The 19,015-nt window shown below is 45.3% G+C and carries 25 protein-coding genes; 14 read left to right on the top strand and 11 right to left on the bottom strand.

Annotated features, from left to right (window positions below; all coding sequences use genetic code 11):
* Positions 1–85: 85 nt before the first annotated feature.
* The 4 genes from ACW9JV_RS14300 to ACW9JV_RS14285 all read right to left on the bottom strand — a co-directional run bounded on the left by ACW9JV_RS14300 (position 86) and on the right by ACW9JV_RS14285 (position 2,725).
* A complete protein-coding gene (locus ACW9JV_RS14300) occupies positions 86–712 on the bottom strand; it encodes a flavin reductase family protein (RefSeq protein ID WP_457335597.1) in 627 nt (208 codons plus the stop codon).
* Between the two features lie 184 nt (positions 713–896).
* On the bottom strand, positions 897–1,448 hold the full coding sequence (locus ACW9JV_RS14295) for a methylated-DNA--[protein]-cysteine S-methyltransferase (protein WP_457335595.1): 552 nt from the start codon (positions 1,446–1,448) through the stop codon (positions 897–899).
* Position 1,449: 1 nt separating this feature from the next.
* Positions 1,450–2,049: a bifunctional transcriptional activator/DNA repair enzyme AdaA gene (locus ACW9JV_RS14290; protein ID WP_457335593.1), complete on the bottom strand. Its 600-nt coding sequence runs from the start codon at positions 2,047–2,049 to the stop codon at positions 1,450–1,452.
* Positions 2,050–2,473: 424 nt separating this feature from the next.
* Positions 2,474–2,725: a hypothetical protein gene (locus tag ACW9JV_RS14285; protein ID WP_457335591.1), complete on the bottom strand. Its 252-nt coding sequence runs from the start codon at positions 2,723–2,725 to the stop codon at positions 2,474–2,476.
* 730 nt (positions 2,726–3,455) lie between these two features.
* Here ACW9JV_RS14285 and ACW9JV_RS14280 point away from each other — a divergent pair.
* Entirely contained in the window at positions 3,456–3,899 is a 444-nt protein-coding gene (locus ACW9JV_RS14280) for a MarR family winged helix-turn-helix transcriptional regulator (protein ID WP_457335589.1), read from the top strand.
* Complete coding sequence (locus ACW9JV_RS14275; protein WP_457335587.1) at positions 3,886–4,290, top strand: rhodanese-like domain-containing protein; 405 nt, start codon at positions 3,886–3,888, stop codon at positions 4,288–4,290. The genes ACW9JV_RS14280 and ACW9JV_RS14275 overlap by 14 nt, the downstream gene beginning before the upstream one ends.
* Here ACW9JV_RS14275 and ACW9JV_RS14270 read toward each other — a convergent pair.
* Positions 4,287–4,574 carry a hypothetical protein gene (locus ACW9JV_RS14270; protein ID WP_457335585.1) on the bottom strand — a complete coding sequence of 96 codons (288 nt, stop codon included), beginning with the start codon at positions 4,572–4,574 and terminating at the stop codon, positions 4,287–4,289. The two genes, ACW9JV_RS14275 and ACW9JV_RS14270, sit on opposite strands and share 4 nt — an antisense overlap.
* A gap of 50 nt (positions 4,575–4,624) precedes the next feature.
* Here ACW9JV_RS14270 and ACW9JV_RS14265 point away from each other — a divergent pair, with 50 nt between their 5' ends.
* The 3 genes from ACW9JV_RS14265 to ACW9JV_RS14255 all read left to right on the top strand — a co-directional run bounded on the left by ACW9JV_RS14265 (position 4,625) and on the right by ACW9JV_RS14255 (position 5,874).
* A complete protein-coding gene (locus ACW9JV_RS14265; protein WP_457335583.1) occupies positions 4,625–4,870 on the top strand; it encodes a hypothetical protein in 246 nt (81 codons plus the stop codon).
* A 170-nt stretch (positions 4,871–5,040) separates the two neighbouring features.
* Complete coding sequence (locus ACW9JV_RS14260; protein WP_457335581.1) at positions 5,041–5,250, top strand: hypothetical protein; 210 nt, start codon at positions 5,041–5,043, stop codon at positions 5,248–5,250.
* Positions 5,251–5,358: 108 nt separating this feature from the next.
* A complete protein-coding gene (locus ACW9JV_RS14255; RefSeq protein WP_457335579.1) occupies positions 5,359–5,874 on the top strand; it encodes a hypothetical protein in 516 nt (171 codons plus the stop codon).
* 249 nt (positions 5,875–6,123) lie between these two features.
* On the opposite strand, the gene ACW9JV_RS14250 is transcribed toward ACW9JV_RS14255, so the two are convergent.
* The 3 genes from ACW9JV_RS14250 to ACW9JV_RS14240 all read right to left on the bottom strand — a co-directional run bounded on the left by ACW9JV_RS14250 (position 6,124) and on the right by ACW9JV_RS14240 (position 7,753).
* Entirely contained in the window at positions 6,124–6,984 is an 861-nt protein-coding gene (locus ACW9JV_RS14250; RefSeq protein ID WP_457335577.1) for a PhzF family phenazine biosynthesis protein, read from the bottom strand.
* A gap of 146 nt (positions 6,985–7,130) precedes the next feature.
* A complete protein-coding gene (locus tag ACW9JV_RS14245; protein ID WP_457335575.1) occupies positions 7,131–7,313 on the bottom strand; it encodes a hypothetical protein in 183 nt (60 codons plus the stop codon).
* A 53-nt stretch (positions 7,314–7,366) separates the two neighbouring features.
* A complete protein-coding gene (locus ACW9JV_RS14240) occupies positions 7,367–7,753 on the bottom strand; it encodes a hypothetical protein (RefSeq protein WP_457335573.1) in 387 nt (128 codons plus the stop codon).
* 370 nt (positions 7,754–8,123) lie between these two features.
* Between ACW9JV_RS14240 and ACW9JV_RS14235 the strand changes: the two genes are divergently transcribed.
* A complete protein-coding gene (locus ACW9JV_RS14235) occupies positions 8,124–8,375 on the top strand; it encodes a hypothetical protein (protein WP_457335571.1) in 252 nt (83 codons plus the stop codon).
* Positions 8,376–8,591: 216 nt separating this feature from the next.
* On the opposite strand, the gene ACW9JV_RS14230 is transcribed toward ACW9JV_RS14235, so the two are convergent.
* Positions 8,592–9,416 (bottom strand): metallophosphoesterase, encoded by an 825-nt coding sequence (locus ACW9JV_RS14230; protein ID WP_457335569.1) that lies wholly within the window; start codon positions 9,414–9,416, stop codon positions 8,592–8,594.
* 151 nt (positions 9,417–9,567) lie between these two features.
* On the opposite strand from ACW9JV_RS14230, the gene ACW9JV_RS14225 reads away from it, so the two are divergent.
* A complete protein-coding gene (locus ACW9JV_RS14225) occupies positions 9,568–10,083 on the top strand; it encodes a hypothetical protein (protein WP_457335567.1) in 516 nt (171 codons plus the stop codon).
* Positions 10,084–10,189: 106 nt separating this feature from the next.
* On the opposite strand, the gene ACW9JV_RS14220 is transcribed toward ACW9JV_RS14225, so the two are convergent.
* Positions 10,190–11,605: a sigma-54 interaction domain-containing protein gene (locus tag ACW9JV_RS14220; protein ID WP_457335565.1), complete on the bottom strand. Its 1,416-nt coding sequence runs from the start codon at positions 11,603–11,605 to the stop codon at positions 10,190–10,192.
* 174 nt (positions 11,606–11,779) lie between these two features.
* On the opposite strand from ACW9JV_RS14220, the gene ACW9JV_RS14215 reads away from it, so the two are divergent.
* From ACW9JV_RS14215 to ACW9JV_RS14185, 7 genes are all read left to right on the top strand, one after another.
* On the top strand, positions 11,780–12,550 hold the full coding sequence (locus tag ACW9JV_RS14215) for an SDR family NAD(P)-dependent oxidoreductase (RefSeq protein ID WP_457335563.1): 771 nt from the start codon (positions 11,780–11,782) through the stop codon (positions 12,548–12,550).
* A gap of 182 nt (positions 12,551–12,732) precedes the next feature.
* Positions 12,733–13,533, top strand: a complete 801-nt coding sequence (locus ACW9JV_RS14210) for a TrmB family transcriptional regulator (RefSeq protein ID WP_457335561.1) — start codon at positions 12,733–12,735, stop codon at positions 13,531–13,533.
* Positions 13,534–13,615: 82 nt separating this feature from the next.
* Positions 13,616–14,662 carry a ketopantoate reductase family protein gene (locus ACW9JV_RS14205; RefSeq protein ID WP_457335559.1) on the top strand — a complete coding sequence of 349 codons (1,047 nt, stop codon included), beginning with the start codon at positions 13,616–13,618 and terminating at the stop codon, positions 14,660–14,662.
* Positions 14,663–14,683: 21 nt separating this feature from the next.
* The gene (locus tag ACW9JV_RS14200; RefSeq protein WP_457335557.1) at positions 14,684–14,851 is read left to right on the top strand and encodes a hypothetical protein; all 168 of its coding nucleotides are present in this window, start codon (positions 14,684–14,686) and stop codon (positions 14,849–14,851) included.
* Positions 14,839–16,395, top strand: coding sequence for a sodium:solute symporter family protein (locus ACW9JV_RS14195; RefSeq protein ID WP_457335555.1), 1,557 nt, complete (start codon positions 14,839–14,841; stop codon positions 16,393–16,395). Before ACW9JV_RS14200 ends, ACW9JV_RS14195 begins: the two co-directional genes overlap by 13 nt.
* A 38-nt stretch (positions 16,396–16,433) precedes the next feature.
* Positions 16,434–17,258: a 3-keto-5-aminohexanoate cleavage enzyme gene (gene kce / locus ACW9JV_RS14190; protein WP_457335553.1), complete on the top strand. Its 825-nt coding sequence runs from the start codon at positions 16,434–16,436 to the stop codon at positions 17,256–17,258.
* 40 nt (positions 17,259–17,298) lie between these two features.
* Positions 17,299–18,057 (top strand): SDR family NAD(P)-dependent oxidoreductase, encoded by a 759-nt coding sequence (locus ACW9JV_RS14185; protein ID WP_457335551.1) that lies wholly within the window; start codon positions 17,299–17,301, stop codon positions 18,055–18,057.
* A 57-nt stretch (positions 18,058–18,114) separates the two neighbouring features.
* On the opposite strand, the gene ACW9JV_RS14180 is transcribed toward ACW9JV_RS14185, so the two are convergent.
* On the bottom strand, positions 18,115–19,008 hold the full coding sequence (locus ACW9JV_RS14180) for an AraC family transcriptional regulator N-terminal domain-containing protein (protein WP_457335549.1): 894 nt from the start codon (positions 19,006–19,008) through the stop codon (positions 18,115–18,117).
* Positions 19,009–19,015: the final 7 nt, after the last annotated feature.

The raw sequence follows: 19,015 nt of genomic DNA, 5'->3' as shown, positions 1-19,015 counted from the left end.
CTACCCAGCTGTCATTGCTGCCCTAGTTTTTCTCGCTTTCACGGAATAAAGAACGCATTTGAAGACTCGTTTATTGTAAAAGCACTTAATTGTTATAATGTGCGTCCATAAAAGGTTTAGCCAATGTAGAAGGGTGTATTTTTGAACCTAGACTGAAGAACTCACAAAAGTTCATAATCAGCGGTTTCCACTCCTCGGGATTGATATAGTTTTTCTCTTCACCCATCAGAAGCTCCTCATCAATGTGAACTCTTAGTATCCTTACCTCGGTGGCTACCAAAGAACTGGGTTCTTCAAAGGAATGGGTTTTTACAAATTGAGCTTCTAACTGAACAGGACATTCTTTAACGAGTGGTGCATTTACCAAATCTGACGAAACCGGGGTAAGTTCGCACGCACTAAATTTATTGGGTTCATAGCGATATCCTATCTTCTCCTTTGATTCAGGGACTGGATTTTTCCCTGTAAGCAGTGCTAATAGATCAACAGCACTAACAAGCTCAGAAGATGGTAGGTTTAAGACACACTCTTGTTCCCGTTGCAAGTTTTGGATGGTTTGTGATTTGGAACTCATTCCAAGCATGCATGACTGATTAAGCCACCATGCGGAAGACATAGGAGCAAGATTTGCTGATCCGTTTTCGTTTAATGTGCTGATAAGAACGACAGGTGTTCCAAAATACAGAATGTTAGGTTCAATGGTTTTATGCATATTTGGCACTTCCTTCATACTCGAGATTTTGATATTAGTTAATTGTTATTTTTTTCTAGCAATATACTAACAAATTTGTCAAGATTACCTTTACAATTATCCAGATGTCAGTTCAATTTGGATATCTCTATAACTCATGCTCATTCAAAATGGTCAGATTCAGAAAAATATTCTATTTCGCGACTCAACTAAACTTTTGAATTCTTTCTGTCATAATCCCTTCATCATCTTCCAACCGTAGTAATTTCGCTTTCATTTCGAGACCACCTCGGTATCCTATCAACCTGTCATTTTTGCCTATGACACGATGGCAAGGTATCGCAATAAGAACAGGATTGGCGCTTATTGCTTTACTCACAGCACGAACCGAATTGGGCTTTTGCATATGTTTCGCTACATCCGAATAAGAAAACGTTTGTCCGTAAGGAATATTATTTACTACACGCCAGACTGATCGTTGAAACGGCGAGCCGTGAAGATCAATGGACAACTCGAAGTCTGTACGTTGTTTTTCAAAAAACTCTTTGAATTGGGACGTATAGGGCTTTAATTGTGAATCATCCTGGAGTAAATCATAGCCCGGAAGTTGGTTATCAACCCATCTTTCCAATTCATCAAATGATTGGATTGGAGATCCGACATAGCATAATCCATTACAAGTTGCCCCCATATACATATGCCATGATTGATGAAAGAAAATAGTCCAATACACAATTTGATTATGATCTTGTCTCATGCTAATCACCCCCATCAGATTTTCTTTTCTTCGATTTGGTTCTTTGACGATATTCGGTAGGTGTAAGACCGATTTTTTGTTGAAATAATGTTGCAAAATGGGCAGCATTTGGAATACCTACCGAAACGGCAATATCCCTAACTGTTTGGTTGTTAGAAGAGAGAGATTTCATGGCCTCAGAAATTCTCATCTGTTGTACATATTCGGCAACCGTAATTCCCTTGATACGCTTGAATGTTCGATGTAGATGATAAGGACTACCATGGAAAAGCTCTGCAAGCTTATCAAGTGTCAAGGGTTCACTATAGTGGGGATCAATCCATTTCACTATTTGCGCAATCCATTCCTCATCCGGTAGTTGTATACCATCCGGTCTACACCGTTTACAGGGGCGAAAATGTTCTGATAGTGCTTCTTGAGCATTTTTAAAAATTCGTACGTTTTCTTTGTTCGGGACCCTTGATTTACATGAAGGTCGACAAAATATACCAGTGGTTTCGACAGCGTAAAAAAAGGTCCCATCGAAAGTCGAATCATTTTGTATAATCGCTTGCCAAATTTCTTGGTCTTTTTTTTCATCGAATTTGAACTCTTTCTGCACGTTCTTCCGTGGTTGTTTCCTGTTAGTTGCTATAAAATCACCTCCATGGGCATAGTATACCCCGGATATAAGTGATATGTAAGTCTTTGGGAATGGGAGAGCAAGAATACAATACTCGATGGGCAGTATAGTGGATAGGGGAGGGAGATATCTTATACTTTCCATCAGCTTGGATTTTCGAATACTATGATATAAAAGGTACTCTGCCCTCGATTAGATATATTTTATTTTCATTCTTACAACTGCTTAATCGTTCAATCCCTTCCTGTGAAAGAGGATTGAGTAATAAAGCAACGTATAGATTTTTTTCTACTGCTGATACCTTTTGTCACAGACATGGCTTCTCTGAGAACGGACAATTTCCGGTAATCCTTTCCAATTCCGCTACTGTTCTTAAATCGAAACGCTGAATTCTTCGTAAGCGTCAAATAGAACCCACCTTTTTCTTCATTGGAGATTCTGCCAAACTATACCTAATATCAAGGAGAAAAGGAGGTACAGCTTTTGAATCCGATTGAATATCGGAAAAAATGGCGCCGCCGTATTGCAGAATTTCAGGAAAGCGGCCTGAGCGTCCCCCAGTGGTGTGCAACCCAGAAAGATGCCACCGTTCTCCAGGTTCGGTATTAGAAAAAGAAATTTGAGAAGAGAATGTCTTCTTCTCTCTCCGCGTCATCTCCCTCCTCCTCTGTCCGAAAACCAAGCCTTGTCACAGGCTCTGGAACTAACAGAAGGAGTTTCCTATCCCTTTGATCATAAACAAGGAAAACCTGTTTACGCTCATCAATGGGTAATAACGATGAATGGAGCCTACGGCTTCTTTTACATGCTGGTGCTTCAACTTGCCTATACGTTCATCGTGCAGCATTATCAGCAGGAATTCTCTACAGGATTACTGGCGGGCTAACAAGGAACGGCGTCGTTCCCTCCTGTTCTATGTTTATCAGAAAGCCCAAAAGGGCGTACCTCTGCAAACTCTAGAAAAAGAGTTGATGATTGCCTAAGGAGATATGCAAGCTTCAAAGTAAAATATTCATTCTATTGGATATTCCTGTTAGTAATTATGCAACATCGGAGTTATAAAGGGGGCAATATTATAAAGACGTGAAAGCAAGATTACAGGTAGTTCAGCAGGTGGTTTACTTTTCGCTAGAATTGTATTGAAGAAATTAGATGTATTTTCTGAAGATACCCTTGAGGCGTGGTATAACTACTTTAATACGGGGGACGCAGCTTATTTTTACACTTTAATGCAGACTTTAGACAATGAAAAGGATTCCTCTGGAAATGGGCGTGCTAATTGAATAGTGCGTCCTTTTTAATTGGACTATAGAGGAAATGGTTGACTTCTAAATATAATCAGTTAAACTGATTATATAAATAACTGATTAAAGATGGTGTCTATTTTGTTCCTTCAAACGTCATATGGTTTTTTACTTGCAAAAGCAGCAGAAGAAATGGAATCACGATTTATAGAGATACTTTCACCTTTGAAATTGAATACCAGACAATTTGGGATTCTTCAGTACCTTGAGGAACATCCCAATTCATTACAAAAACAAGTAGGAGAAGCGCTGCACATTGATCGAACAACCATAGTGTCACAAATTGATTATCTGGAAAACATTCAATGTGTTCAACGATTAAGGAACCCAAAGGACAGGAGATCCTTTGGGTTAACAACAACAGAACAAGGTCGGGAAAAGTTAGAAGTTGGGCGCAGCTATCTTGAAAAAACGGAATTGGCTGTGCTTGTAGGTCTTACAGATAAGGAGCAGAGAGAGCTAAAGTCAATTTTATTAAAGGTGTGGGAAACCATACAGAAGGGGGAAAAGAATGAATCGACTTGATTATTTTAAAGCAAGGTTGGAAGCAAACATGAGTCCGATGGAATACCGCAATGTTAAAAAAGAACACCCCGGGAATTATGTTCTGGTTGATGTAAGAGTAGGGCCTGCCGCAGTTAGGAAAGAGATAGTAGAAGGTGCGGTGGTTATTCCTTTAAACGAATTACAAGACAGAATGCCGGAACTTCCCAGGGATAAAACGATTGTAGTATATTGTTGGGATACTTGGTGTACCCTTGCTTCCAAAGCTGCTGTCTTGTTGCTTGAAAATGGTTTTGATGCAAAGGAATTATATGGAGGGTTGGCAGCTTGGAAAACACTCGACTTCCGGACGTCAGGATTATCAGAAGCAGCCTCATCCAACGAGGGCAGTGGTGTCGACTGTGAATGTTAGAATATTCTATCACAACATAGGTCACCAATCGGAGTGGAAGCGACGATCCCAGATGCCAGGCGGATGAACGAAACGAGAGTAACGACAGACGTTTTTTCCCGTCGTATCCACAGTCCCTTATACACACACCGCCACGCCACCGCTGCTGGTGCGGTGCTTAATACGAGACAGCCTGTTTTTATGAGCTCCAGCGTTTCCGGATCAATAATCGGCACAATGTAATGAAAAACCCCTTCAAATAAAGAGGGAAATAAACATACGTAACCTATCACTACTTGCGGCATTCACTATCTTTTATCTTTACCCGCCTTTTCTTATTGCAGGTATCATCCTATTGGCAGCCGGTGCACGCAAATACGACCAGGAGCATGCTGCTTCAGATAAAGCCGAATCATTGATGAATCATCTATTGTTTCTCTCTTTGTACAAAGCAGCAAGGGAAAAGCCGGCTAAAACAATAACACCGCCCGCCATCGTTAGAAGGATGGGTGTTTCTCCTATCCATATCCAAGAGATAATGATGGTTAGAGTAACAGATGCTGCAACATGGGAGATTCCCGAAGGAGGCATGTTTATCTAGGTGCGGTTTGCAGATGATATCAATGTTCGTAGGCTGTTTTCCGTGCTTGTGGACATGGGCGTCTTAATAAATCCTGATTGTATTTACAGGCAGGGATATCCATACCTTCGCAGGAATGGTATAGTATGCAGAGATGTATCATGATTCCTGTCAACAATAGGAGGTAAATTTTGTCAACACATGATTTTTCCGCTTATCAGAAATGGTCCCGGATTCCAAAAGACACGCAGCAGCGACTTATCCAGAATGTGTTCTGCGCTAACTGCGGAGAAACGACGATGGTGGACATTGAGCTGAAAGATGAAGAGCATGGTGTGCTGCTGGAAGGAAGTTGTAAAACGTGCGGAGCCGACGTGGCACGATTGGTAGAGGATGACTGATAGCAGAGTAACTGGTACACCACTCCGGTGTTTGTCGAAAAGCGTTTGTAGATTTGCGAAATGCTTATGATATAATGAAGCTATTCAAAAAGGAAGGGGGTTGGAGTGTTGGAAGAGACGTTGAACAAAATTCTACAGGAACTTTCCGAGATGAAATCCCAAATGGTATCTACCGATCAAAAGATCGAACAGATGAACGATTTCATGCATGTGGAATTGGGGAATGTCCGTAATGAAATGAGCGGCATGGAAACTGGACTGAAAGCAGGCATCGGGAATGTTCATGCGGAACTAAAAGAAGATATAGGAAATGTACGCATGGAATTAAAAGCAGACATGGGGAATGTTTATACAGAATTAAAAGAAGATATACAGAATGTTCATACGGAACTAAAAGAAGACTTAGGAAATGTGCGTATGGAATTAAAAGAAGATATAGGCAGTGTGCGCACGGAATTAATAGAAGGACAGGCCCGGCTTGAAAAGAAATTAATGAGTATTCCAGAGAACTATGAAAATCTTGAGGTCTATATCGGACGTCAGCAGCGTACGATGGAAAAGTTATCGGAGCGTTCAATCCGTCATGAAGCCGATATCCAGTTTTTAAAAAGCGCCCGCTCCTAGTTTTCTTTTTTTCTTCAGAACGTATATTTGATCCTCCACTGCATCTTGAGGAAGATACCCCTTATCGAAGAAAAGCCGCTTTTGAGCCTCTATTGCACCTCCACACCATTTTTTCTTTCAAATCGTTGAACAATCTGTTTTGTCATTTTTCAAGCACGGAGAAATCCGCCGGCTGATCCCACGGAAAACGCATGAGCATGTTGTACAGGAATCCCCGGCGGAGACCGCCAAATGATGTTATTAACTCACTTAGAGATTGATCCGGCCCTCTACACCGGTTACTGCATTTCCCCCAACCAGTATCTTTCCGTCTTCCTGATAACGAACTTCCACCCGGCCGTCTCGTCCTACACAATGCCCTTGACCAGTAACATAAACTGGTTCATCTAAAAGCTGCAACTGTCTGATCATCGTTGCAACACAGCCATTGCCACTGCCGCATACAGGGTCTTCGGGTACGCCTTCAGAAGGCGCGAAGGACCGTACTTCAAAATCGGTATCGGAATGCCCCGATGTTGTTCCGAAAACCGTGACACCTGTGACACCTGCGGGAGTCAAAGATGCCAGTTTCTCCAGGTTCGGGCGTACATTTCGCACGATATCAGCATCTAGGAGGTGTAACGTCATCCAAACCGCCCCCACATCAATCGTCAGACCTGCTTTCACATTGTCTGTTGCGGTACCTAACGCATCGGCCAGCTCATCCATGTCTCCGCGATCGATGGAGGTTATGTCGGATTCGGGCAGCTCAAAAAACATTGTATCCTCATCAAATAGAATGGAAACCAATCCGGTTCCGCATTCCTGTATCAAACGCCCAGGCTGCTTAGGTTTAAGACCATTTTTTAAAATAGCATAAGCGGAACCCAAAGTAGGATGGCCGGCAAAAGGCAGCTCACTATTCGGAGTGAAAATGCGCAGTTTATAATCTGCTTCTGCATTTGTCGGTGTACACACAAAAGTCGTTTCTGACAAATTCGTCCAATTGGCTATTGCCTGCATTTTATCTGTTGATAGATCATTTCCATCAAGCACCACAGCAACAGGATTGCCTTTGAATGGAGTATTTGTGAACACGTCTACTTGCTGAAAAGGAATTTGTGCTGTCATGATATTCCGCTCCTCTGATAAAGATTCATTTCCATATTATTGTAACATCTATGAAGCGGTAATTATTAACAATCCTGCCGTTCATCAGCCTGGGGGCACAGAAGCGGCAATTGCGTTGTATAAAGTGATGAAACAATTATCTCTATCTATTTCTGTTCTTTTCTTTTGGCAGCATAATTCCAGATCGTTAATGTCATAGAGTATGCGATGATAGTAACCATCGCATAGTCGCTGTATTTGCCTGGGAGAAATAGCAGGATGGAAGCTGTGACGATAAAAAATGGGGGCATCAATATCCAGTAGCGTTTATTTTTAAAATGTTTCATCATCCCTTCCCCCCTCGGCGCGTTTTATCGATCATATAGCATTTAAGACATTTGATTTAAGAGCCGTTCAGCTTAATAGAAACGTCATTCGCTTTTTCTGCAGTCACTTGTATATCAAACGTGTCGTCTACGTTCGATCCCTGGATTTGAATGGTGCCGTTTCTTGATTCGGAGATTTCCTGTTCCCATAACACCTGCTCTTCTGTTTCGGCGGACAGGGTGATCGTTCCTTCGCCGACCGATGCTGTATAGGGAATGAAAATCATTCCTTCCCCGGTCGTTCCGGTTTCCGTTACATCATAACTCCCCCGCAGCGAACCAATCGATACAGTAACCGTACCGTTTGCTATCTGTCTTTTGGCATTTACTGTAACATTGTCAGCATTAACATACAGGAATGCTGTCACACCAATGATGAGGATAAAGAGTAAATACCGATGCAATAATGAAAAACCGTTTCATGTTTATCTTTTGTAGTATAAGATGGTTCACTTTGTATACGAGTCGGAATAACAAAGGAAATAAGACGGCTGCGAAAAGGACAGTCAGCCAGTGAACGGGCTGCAGAACAGCTGAAATAAGGACTGCCGTATACATTGCTATAAATATCCAGTATCCTATGTAGAGAAATGTTCTGCTTTTATCGGATTTACCAAAAATCATTTCTATGACTCTTTTCAAAGCACTCCTCCGATTTCCCCTCCAGGGTGCTGTTCTTCTCAAAACATATTCATCACCGGAAATGATAACACATATATGGTTAAATTTGTATGTTAAGATTGTGCTGATAATGTCTGAAGAAGGAGGATTCAATTGGTTAAAAAGGTATTTCAAGTTCTTATTCTTTTATTCGGATTATCTGCTGCAGTTGCAGGTTTCTCTTACTATATGATTATTATCGGAGATTCCGTAGTGACGGATACGACGGGCGATATGATGGTGATTCAAACGTTGTTATTCATATCGACTTTTTCGTTTATTGTTGGTGTGTATTTAGTTAAAAACGTCGTTGTAAGAATTATAACAGCTGTCGTTTTTTTTTGCAGTCGACGGAATATATATTGATATATTGAGGACTAACTTGCCCGGCTATGAAGATAACAGCATTGATCTTGCTTATGTTCAACTGCAATATGGTTTTGTCTTACATTGCAGTTTGATCCTGGGTTGGGTTTTATTCCTTATTTTTCACCAATGGTGGAAGACAAGAAATGGGGGTGCGTTTAACACTACACAGCGTTAACCTCTTCTCTGTTTCTCATTTTCTGCGTTTGCTTGATACTATTCTTTGCCTTCCAGCGTCACGACGGTCATCTGACTCTGATTCAGAAAACGAATGGGTATGACACTCGTGCCGAGGCCGCTGTCGATGTAGAGCCGGCTGCCGGAGTCGAGCGGGTACGTTCCTTTGTCGTATCGCGGAAAGAAGCCTTCACCGGGAGAAACGAGTCCGCCGATGAAGGGGAACCGGATCTGACCGCCGTGGGTGTGACCGCTTAAAACGAGGTCGGCGCGGGCGCTTTCTTCATTTTCAACGACGAGCGGGGCGTGGGAGAGCAGCACAGTGTAATGCGCGCTGTTCATGCCCTGAAACGCCTGGTCGAGGTTGTGATGGTTCGTGTAATGGTCAGCGATGCCGGCGAGATGGATCACGGCATCATCCACCGCCACCTCGGTATTTGTGTTGTCCAGAATCGTGACACCGTGTTCCCGAAGACCATCGAGAAGGGATTGGGTGCGCGGGTTGTCCCATTCGTGATTGCCGGTGACAAAATAGATCTTCTCTGTCACCCCGGTCAGCTTTTCCATCAGCTCGAGCACCGGCTCCATGCTGGATGTGCTTTCATCGATGAGATCCCCTGTGACGACGATCATGTCCGGATCGGCTTCTTCGGCGGCGTGAAGGAGCGGTTTGTTATTCTCCCCGAACTGTTTGTTATGCAGGTCGCTGATCTGCAGCATGCGGATTGACGCACCTGCGGACAGTTTTTCGGTCGCAAACGTGACGTGTTCAGTCTGGAACACGTTCGTATCGTAATAAGTTTTGCCCGCGATGGCTGCGGAAGCTGTAAGGAGAATAAGAAGCATCCAGCGTTTTTTCGTCATAAGCAGGACCGTCCTTTGTATCCGTGTACTGAATCATCTTGATTCTATGATAGCACGGCCCGGGCTTCTCCGGCAGGTAGGAAAAGAGGTTCTATTTTTCTAAAAGATATGTGCTATAATGTTATTACTTGAATGAGAAGGGGGGGTCAGGATGGAAGAGAAACTGAACCGGATTCTGGAGGAACTTTCTGTGGTAAGAAGGGATATCGGGAGTGTCCGGAGTGACATGTCGACAATGGAAACCGAATTGAAAGAAGAAATCGGAAGTGTCCGAGCGGAATTAAAAGATGATATCGGGGGCGTGCGTACAGAACTGAAAGATGATATCTCAGGAGTACGCACAGAGCTGAAAGGTGATATCACAGGTGTAAGCACAGAACTGAAAGAGGATATTTCCGGGGTGCGTACAGAATTTAAAGATGAAATAGGAAATGTACGTATGGAGCTGATAGAAGTAATAGGCAGTTTCCGCGCGGAATTAAAACATGAAATAACGGAAGTGAAAGAAGGGCAGAAACGCCTGGAAATGAAGTTAATGAGTATTCCGGAAAACTACGAAAATCTTGAGGTTTATATCGACCGTCAGCAGCGCACGTTGGAAAAGTTGTCGGAACGGTCTATCCGCCATGAAGCCGATATCCAGCTTTTAAAAAGTACCCGCTCCTAAGAAAAAACATGTGATCCTTCCCCCAAAAGACGTTTTCCCTCCTCTACCCAACTGTACCCCCATCCCTTTGAGACGCCCACCTCTTTATCACCAGATTCGTAAAGAATTATGTTTCCCACCTTTTTTTCTTGCGCACGAGTGTAGATATATGGATGCCGAGGGTATCGGCGCATTCCTGAAGCGTGGAAGACTGGGACAGCACGCTGAAAATGTAATTTTTTTCAAAATCAGAGACGGCTGTTTTCAGTGACATGGAAGGACCGGCGTGAAACACAGGAGATTCATGTTCAGTGAATGTTTCTGTTTCTGTATGTTGAATGAAGGATGGCAGGTCCTCCACAGTAATAATCGTATTCTCACACATATGGTATGTTCGTTCCACTATATTTTCCACCTCTCTCCCATTTCCCGGCCACGAGTATTCCAGACACTTCTCTAACGCCTCATTGGATATCCGTTTTTCCACCTTGTATTTATTGGACAGCTTTTTTAAATATGAAAAGATCAGGGCTGGAATATCCTCCTGTCTGTCTCGAAGAGGAGGAATAGTAATGGAAAGTACATTCAGTCGGTAGTACAGATCGAGACGGAATGTTTTCTGTTCTACTAACGATTCCAGCTCCGTATTGGTAGCTGTAATGATTCTTACATTCACTTCCCGGGTTTGCGTGGCCCCTAGTCTTCTTATTTTGGAGTCCTGTAATACATTTAATAGTTTTACCTGCAGGGAATAGGGAAGATCTCCTATCTCATCGAGAAACAGCGTCCCATCATCGGCCGTTTCAAAGAGTCCTTCTTTTGACGTCGCAGCTCCGGTGAAGGCTCCTTTTTCGTACCCGAATAATTCCGATTCAAGGAGGTGTTCAGGAATGGCACCGCAGTTTATTTTAATCAGCTGTCCCTTTCTGTTGCTTTTATCATGTATGTAATGGGCTAAAACATCTTTTCCTACCCCGGATTCTCCCAACAGAAGCATAGGGGAGTCATTCTTCGCGAGTTTGGCTGCGGTGGAGATAATCTCCTCCATATGTTTACTTCGGTATACAAAGTTATGACCTTTTTTTGAACTGTTTTGTATCTCTTCCAGTGTCTTTCTAAACTGTATATTAATCTGCCGGGTTTCCTCTAATTCTTTGTGCAGCCGATTAATTTCCGTGATGTCCCGAATATACGAAACAACGAAAAGAATATCATGCTCTTCATCGAATATGGGGGTGGCAGAAACGACTCCTTTTTTTCCGTTATAATAATCGATAATCGTGCTGTGGGGCTGGCGGCTCTGAATGGCGGTCCCGGCACAGGATTCAGGCACAACGTTCATTTGGTGTAATTCCATCGTACTGTAAGCATCCATAAAATCCTTTGGAATGCCTGAGATCTGGAGAAATGCTTCATTGTACAGCATGGTGAAGCCGTTTTTGTCGCAAACATACAGTCCGTCGTTTGACGTGTCAAAAATGCTGGTGAGTAAATCAATTAGTTCTCCCGTTTCCGGCAGGTGGAAGTATGGTGTTTTATACATTACTTTTCCGCCTCCTCCTTTGCCCTTTGATCCTCCGATGCTTAGTTTTCATCATATATGTGCAGTCATGCATATGCAAATGTGATAGTTGACCTCTTTGTGGGTGATATGTGCGCTTTTTATTTTTGGCATGATAGTTGCAATAGAAGGCTGGGAAAAAGGAGTGATTTTTCCATGGGTCGTTTAGAGAATAAGACAGCACTTATCACAGGCGGAAGCGGCGGTATCGGAAAAAAGACCGCGGAACTGTTTTTAAAAGAAGAAGCCAATGTCTGTCTTGTGGATCTTGATGAAAGCGCGCTGCAGGAGGCAAAAGAAGAGTTGAGAAGATGGGGGGATGTCCTGACCGTCACCGCCGACGTAACGGTGGAATCCCAGGTGCAGGAGTATGTTCAAAAGACACTGGACGCTTTCGGTACCATCGATGTGTTTGTCAATAACGCAGGAATAGAAGGCAGAGTAGCGCCGATCACAGAACAGGCTGTTGAAGACCTGGATAAGGTGCTGGGTGTAAACGTGCGCGGTATGTTTCTCGGATTAAAACACGTTCTGCCTGTGATGACCGAAAAAGAAAGCGGCAGCATCATTAATATGTCCTCGGTATCCGGTTTGGAGGGAGTCCCCGGCCTTGCCCCCTATGTGGCTTCCAAACACGGCGTCGTCGGACTCACCAAAGTCGCAGCCCTCGAAGCAGCTTCCTCCAGCGTACGTGTCAATTCCGTTCACCCATCTCCTGTGAACACACGTATGATGCGTTCGCTGGAAAAAGGCTACAATCCAGAGGATGCCGAGGCTGCCAGGGAAAAACGGACACAGGCTATTCCACTCGCCCGCTACGGTGAAAGCGAAGATATTGCCAATCTTGTGCTGTTTCTCGCAAGGGAGGAAAGCAGCTTCATCACTGGCAGCCAGTACCGTATCGACGGCGGAATGGGAGCAGGTTAATTTGTAAGATCTAGAAAGCGAAGCAGGAATACAAACCCTTTTGCCTTGAAGGTGCCTGTTGTATACCGGGCACTTTTTTTGAGCAGAGCTGCCTGATAAAAGATCTTTACAAATTAACTACCATTGTAGTAAAATTCAAATTAATCTAATACACTACTGAGGTAGTAAATGAGGGATGACATGTGGAAGATATCATTGAAACGCTGAAAAAATTCGGTTTGACGGAATATGAGGCTAAGATATACGTCTCTTTACTAAGCAACCAGCTTTCCAATGGGAATACTATTGCCAAATTGTCAGGAGTACCGGCGCCGAAAGTATACGGCGTGCTCCAGAAAATGAAAGAAAAAGGCCTGGTATTTACGGTTTCCGGAGGCAGCAACAGCAAGCAGGTCCGGTACAGTCCGCTGCCGTATAAGGAACTACTGAAAACAAAAAAGGACTCCTTTATGGATAACCTGGAATTTCTCGATGATTCGCTGGCGGAAGTTGCATCCAACAGTGATGTGCACTGGTCCGAGTTATTTATCGTCGAAGGGTATTCGCCTTCCATCGAAGTCGTCAAAACGGCTATGCTGGAAAGTGAATCAAAAGTGATCGTCAGCTGCTGGAAAAGAGAGTTCGATGAGCTGAAGGAAACCCTGTTTCAGCTCCATGAACAGGGGCGCAAAATTGTCACCCTCATCTTTGATGATAATCAGGAGGAGCTTCCCTGGGACAGTTTCACCCACAGTAAGGAACCGTTGGCACTGGAGCGGCATCAGGGGGAATTTGCGGTGGTGGTTGATGATAAAAAGGCCATTCTCCTGCAGTCGCTCGATGAGTCACCTCATTCTGTCGTATCGAGTCATCCTGTCATGGTATCCACGACGCGGAATTACATCCGTCACGACATTTATGTGAACCGAATCATCCATGATCTGAAGGATACCGTCACGGAATACTACGGCAGCAGCCTGGAAGATCTGATTAACGATTTTTAATCTGAAATGTCTTACCGGGCTTGAATAAAGCTGTTTTTTGACAGCGTTTTCAGTAAAACAAACACAAGATAGGTGGGAATGTATGAGAATAGCAGTGGTAGGCGCGGGGTCGCTGGGGACCATTATCGGCGCATTGATACAGGAAGGAGGGTACCAGGTTGATTTAATCGATGTGAACCAGGAAAATGTCGATGCTCTGAACCGGCACGGAGCGATGCTGACGGGGTGCGTGGATAAAACGATTCCTGTGACTGCCGTTCATCCGGATGAGCTGGAGGGGGTGTATGATCTTGTGCTGTTACTGACAAAGCAGGTGTATACAAAAGAGTCTTTAACATCTATGCTCCCCTTTCTCCATTCTGACAGTATCGTCTGTACCCTTCAAAACGGGGTGCCCGAAGAACAGGTGGCCGACATTGCCGGGAGTGGCAGAACGATAGGCGGTGCGGTCGGTTTCGGCGCCACCTGGGCGGGTCCCGGAGTATCGGAGTTGACGACGGAGCCGGACGTTGTAAAAAAATACGCGTTTGAAATCGGCGAATTACATGGTAAAAGGAGCAGCCGGATCCAGGAAGTGCAGCGTGTGTTGGAAACGATCGGAAACTGCGACATTTCGACCAATATTCAGGGGGTGAGATGGTCCAAATTATTAATGAATACGACGTTCAGTGGCATGTCCGCAGCGCTTGATTGTACGTTCGGCGACATCCTTCACGACGAGGTTGGGATGATGTGTGTGGCAAACATTGCCGATGAAACGGTCAGAGTCGCGCGGGCCCGGCAGGTAAAGCTGGAAAAAATGCAGGGGAAAGATTTTGAAATGCTGGAGTTGAAAAGAGGAGAGCAGCCGGCGGATAAGATGGACATTTATGAGGCCGTCTGGGGTCCGCATGCCAATCTTCGTTCGAGCATGCTGCAGGACCTGAAAAAAGGAAAAAAATCAGAAATTGATTACATTAATGGTTATGTCGTAAAAAAAGGCCGGGAATCCGGGGTGCCCACCCCGTTTAATGAGCTCGTCTGCCGGCTCGTCCGGGAAGCGGAGAAAACCGGGAATGCACCGGATTTCCACGAGAATATGGCCGTATTTCGTGAGTTTGCAGGCAAATATGTAAGCGCATCCAATTAATTCAATAAAGGGGGTGAAAGGATGTTTATACCATTATTGATCTGGGTGATTATCATTATTTTCTCGCTGGTTCTCGGCACTTATTTATGCTGGAGGATCGAAAAACACGGCGTGAAACGGTGGGGAGCGACAGGAAGTTTATTTAAATATGAACCAGAAAGGGAGGATGGAAGGAGATGGCATACTTAATCGTTCTTGGCTTCTACATTGCCTTTGTCATATGGGCCTCGATACAGAGTCTGAAGCAGGCTGAATCGATGTCGGATTTTACCACCGGCGGCCACCGGATGGGTCTTTTGCTCGGGATAGGAACGACCACGGCAACCTGGGTCAGTGTGGCGTCTGTCATGGGAGTTCCCGGTTACCTGTACAGTAACGGAGTATCCGCCATTATCGGGTGGGTGGCCGGCTGGTTTCTGGCAACCGGGCTGATCCCTGTTGTGGCGTACAAAATACGAAGGCCGAAAACACCGGCACGGACATTTCCGGAATATATTCATATGAGATTTGAACCATTCAGAAAGGTGAGCCACTTACGGAGTATCGTGGGAATTTTCATGTTTATCGGGTACTTTCTCTTTGTTCATCTTCAGGTGGCCGGGTTCGGCATTGTGTTTTCCACCATTACCGGCATCGATTATAAATACGCGATATTTGCCTTTTTGATCTTCCTGTTGTTCACGAGTATCGGAGGATTTTGGTCAGTGGCTGCCACCGATACATTAAATACGGTATTAATTGTGACAGGTGTCATTTTAGGAGGAGGCTCGGTTCTCGCTGCGACCGGGGGCTGGGAAAATATCATGAGTGCGATTTCGGAAACGACCAGCCCGGTAAATGCCGGTGGAGAGAGTATTCCGGAAGGATCGATGGTATCACCGGTGGGGACATTCGGGATGGGTGCATTATTTGCCATATTTATGTCCAACGCTGTTGGTTCCATCGTGTCACCGCACTGGGTGACCAGAATGCTGGCGCCTAAAAACGTAAAAGTGGCCGTTCTGCAGATTATGGGATCCATCCTCGTATTAATCGCGATCTTTGTCCCTTTGATAATTATGGGGTTAGGGGCAAAGGCATTAATTCCGAGTTTACCTGCAGACCAGACCACTGACTACATTATACCAGTTATTGTACAGCAGTATACACCTCCAATTGTCGGAGCTTTCACATTGGTGGCGTTATGCGCGGCCGCTGTGTCGTCGGCGAATTCCATGCTCCTGCACTGTGCGACGTCCGTTTATTACGACGTGTACTTGAACATTTTCTCCAAAAAAACGGTCAAAGAAAAGAAGTTTAATATCAACCTGCGGATCAGCATGTTTGTCATTGCGGTATTTGCCGTTATCAGCGCGATTGAACCGCCCTGGTTTCTGGCGATGGGATACACCTATGTATACGGCGGGTTCGGCGCGGTATTTTTCGCCGTCGTTATCCTGGGGCTGTACTGGAAGCGGATGAACCGTGCGGGAGCTTACGTTTCCATGCTTATCGGCTTTTTTGCCTACATGATCGCTCAAATTGCCGGTTCCACCAACCCTTTACTGCTCGCGTTAATCGCTTCCCTGGCAGGGGTGGTCATAGCCGTGTTTCTTACGAAAAAACCACCGAAGGAAGCCTATGAGCCTTACTTCCATGCAGATGTCAGCTCATCCACGCAGCAAACCGTAAATGATGTCCAGAAAAGTGAATTGATAAAAGCAGAAGAACCGGATCAGGCAAAAGTAGAATAAATGTTTCGAATGTGTAGAAAGAAAGAGGAGGATGCATCATGGAAAAACTAATCATCACTGTAGCCACAACCGGAGCCGTAACAACAAAAGAGAACTCGCCGAATCTTCCGATCACCCCCGCAGAAATTGCTGATGATGTCTATGAGGCGTATAAAGCCGGGGCGTCCATCGCCCATATTCACGTCAGGGACGACGAAGGAAATCCTACGATGGATATTGAAAAATTCCGGGAGACGGTGGATCGGATTCAGGCCAAATGTGATATCGTTATTAATCTCACTTCTTCTGGCGGCCTGTATTTAAAAGAAGAAGACCGGCTGAGAGTATGTGAACTCCGGCCTGAATTGGCATCCCTGGACGCGGGCACCATCAACTTTGGAAATGCCGTTTTTGAGAATTCCCCGCCTTTTCTGGAAAAGCTTTCAACCAATATGCAGAAATACAGGGTGAAACCGGAGATTGAAGTGTTTGATACCGGAATGATCAACAATGCATTAATGCTGGCCAAAAAGGGCCTCATTGAGCCGCCGTTTCATTTCCAGTTTGTGCTGGGGGTACCGGGCGGTATGACGGCCGCGCCTGATAATCTGTTGTATTTAAAAAACAGTATTCCAAGTGATTCGACCTGGTCGGTGATCGGGATCGGAAAGCACCAGCTGGCAATGAATATGATGGGCATCGTCATGGGCGGCCATGTTCGTGTTGGAATGGAAGATAACGTGTATTACCGGAAAGGCGAACTGGCCGAAAGCAACGCCCAGTTTGTAGAGCGGATCGTCCGTTTAGCCCGGGAATACGACCGGGAGATTGCCACACCGGATGAAGCAAGAGAGATTCTCAGCCTTCAGGGCGTGCGCGGATGATGTTTTCAATCTTAGGAGGAAGAAGCAGAGGAGTTGACATATGAACAGACTGAAAGGAAAGACGGCTGTTATTACAGGAGCCGCCAGCGGCATGGGGGAAGCAATGGCAGCGTTATTTGCCGAAGAAGGGGCGGTCGTGGTGGCTGCCGATATTCAGCTGAATGTGCTCCAGAACAAAGTGAAGCAGATGAAAGGAAACGACGGGCGGGTCATAGCGGTATCTCTGGATGTCACGTCTGAACAAAGCTGGGAGGACGTTGTCCATCAAACGATGGAACACTTCGGCCAAATAGACATCCTTGTGAATAATGCGGGGATCACGAGCAAAAACCGCGAAGTTCACCATGTTACGCTGGAAGAATGGGAAACCGTGATGAACGTCAATGCCACAGGAGTTTATCTCGGCATGCGGTATGTCGTGAACAGTATGCTCGAAAACGGGAATCCCGGCTCCATTGTGAACGTTTCTTCGATCGCCGGGCTGGTCGGGTCCAGCAGTTCCACGGTCTATACGGCTGCAAAAGGAGCGGTACGCTCACTGACGAAAAATGCCGCGTGGACGTATGCAGAAAACAGAATCAGAGTGAACTCGATCCATCCCGGTTTTGTGGAAACACCAATGATAGAAGGTCTTCTGGAAAACGAGGAGCTTCACTCCATGATTCATGAGAAGACCCCGCTTCCCTATTTAGGAGAACCGAAAGATATAGCGTACGGCGCGTTGTATCTGGCTTCGGATGAGTCAAAATTTATGACGGGATCGGAGCTGGTGATCGACGGGGGATATGTAGCCGGTTAGAAGAGGGGCTGTCTCAAGAATGGGCCAGCCTTTATACGATGAGGATGCCGCATCGAGTTACTTTCTCATCTGACGAAGGTCCTCTCTCGGTGGAAGACCGAACATTCGGGAGTATTCCCGGCTGAACTGCGACTGGCTTTCATAGCCCACCAGAAAGGCGGTTTCCGTGATATCAGAGCCATCCGCCGCCAGTCTCCTTCTTGCTTCCTGCAGCCTTAACTGTTTCTGAAACTGAATCGGGCTCATCGCTGTGACCTCTTTAAAATGCCGGTGAAACGACGCCGGACTCATGTTTGCCTGCTCTGCAAGCTCCTCGATGTGAAATGAATGGTCATAATGATGGATGATATGATCGATTACATCCCGGATGCGGCTGCCTTTGCTCCCTTCCACAGCCATCTGTTCCAGCGCCGCCCCCAGCGGTCCCTGTACAATCCGGTAAAGAAGTTCTTTTTTGTACAGCGGCGCGAGCATCTGAACTTGTTCCGGATGGTCCAGAAGCCGTGTGAGGCGGGTGATGGAATCCAGTATAGCGGGGTCCATTCTGCTGACATACATCGCGCGTTTCGGATTTTTCTTCTGTCCTGCCTGAATCTCTGCCTCACTTAATACGTCCAGAATCTGTTCCGGGGTGAATTCAAGCTTGACCGCCAGATAAGGCCGGGTGGGAGAAGCCTGAACCACTTGTCCGGTCACCGGCAGGTCCACCGATGACACAATATAGTGGGAGGAGCCGTACGTGAAGCGTTCTTCTCCTAAAAATACCTCTTTTTCCCCCTGGACGATAATACAGAAGGACGTTTCATTTACTCTTGGGATGGGTTCGGTCTTCATGGATTCGCGGATGACAGATAAGGAAGGAACCGAGGTCGAATGAACGCCGTCATGATTGGAATGGTGTTGGATGAGAGAAGCAAGTTCATGCTGCTGATTATGCATCGTTTCATTCATGTCGGAT

This window comes from Salibacterium sp. K-3 (genome assembly GCF_054052005.1).
This window is presented reverse-complemented; position numbering and strand designations above follow the sequence as displayed.

Excerpts from the sequence above, each read along its gene's own strand:
- ACW9JV_RS14285 (WP_457335591.1), bottom strand. The coding sequence starts at position 2,725 with ATGACGCGGAGAGAGAAGAAGACATTCTCTTCTCAAATTTCTTTTTCT.
- ACW9JV_RS14185 (WP_457335551.1), top strand. The coding sequence starts at position 17,299 with ATGAACAGACTGAAAGGAAAGACGGCTGTTATTACAGGAGCCGCCAGC.
- ACW9JV_RS14270 (WP_457335585.1), bottom strand. The coding sequence starts at position 4,574 with ATGCCGCAAGTAGTGATAGGTTACGTATGTTTATTTCCCTCTTTATTT.
- ACW9JV_RS14245 (WP_457335575.1), bottom strand. The coding sequence starts at position 7,313 with ATGATGAAACATTTTAAAAATAAACGCTACTGGATATTGATGCCCCCA.
- ACW9JV_RS14220 (WP_457335565.1), bottom strand. The coding sequence starts at position 11,605 with ATGTATAAAACACCATACTTCCACCTGCCGGAAACGGGAGAACTAATT.
- ACW9JV_RS14230 (WP_457335569.1), bottom strand. The coding sequence starts at position 9,416 with ATGACGAAAAAACGCTGGATGCTTCTTATTCTCCTTACAGCTTCCGCA.
- ACW9JV_RS14225 (WP_457335567.1), top strand. The coding sequence starts at position 9,568 with ATGGAAGAGAAACTGAACCGGATTCTGGAGGAACTTTCTGTGGTAAGA.
- kce (WP_457335553.1), top strand. The coding sequence starts at position 16,434 with ATGGAAAAACTAATCATCACTGTAGCCACAACCGGAGCCGTAACAACA.
- ACW9JV_RS14215 (WP_457335563.1), top strand. The coding sequence starts at position 11,780 with ATGGGTCGTTTAGAGAATAAGACAGCACTTATCACAGGCGGAAGCGGC.
- ACW9JV_RS14180 (WP_457335549.1), bottom strand. The coding sequence starts at position 19,008 with ATGAATGAAACGATGCATAATCAGCAGCATGAACTTGCTTCTCTCATC.
- ACW9JV_RS14205 (WP_457335559.1), top strand. The coding sequence starts at position 13,616 with ATGAGAATAGCAGTGGTAGGCGCGGGGTCGCTGGGGACCATTATCGGC.
- ACW9JV_RS14250 (WP_457335577.1), bottom strand. The coding sequence starts at position 6,984 with ATGACAGCACAAATTCCTTTTCAGCAAGTAGACGTGTTCACAAATACT.
- ACW9JV_RS14275 (WP_457335587.1), top strand. The coding sequence starts at position 3,886 with ATGAATCGACTTGATTATTTTAAAGCAAGGTTGGAAGCAAACATGAGT.
- ACW9JV_RS14295 (WP_457335595.1), bottom strand. The coding sequence starts at position 1,448 with ATGAGACAAGATCATAATCAAATTGTGTATTGGACTATTTTCTTTCAT.
- ACW9JV_RS14200 (WP_457335557.1), top strand. The coding sequence starts at position 14,684 with ATGTTTATACCATTATTGATCTGGGTGATTATCATTATTTTCTCGCTG.
- ACW9JV_RS14195 (WP_457335555.1), top strand. The coding sequence starts at position 14,839 with ATGGCATACTTAATCGTTCTTGGCTTCTACATTGCCTTTGTCATATGG.
- ACW9JV_RS14300 (WP_457335597.1), bottom strand. The coding sequence starts at position 712 with ATGCATAAAACCATTGAACCTAACATTCTGTATTTTGGAACACCTGTC.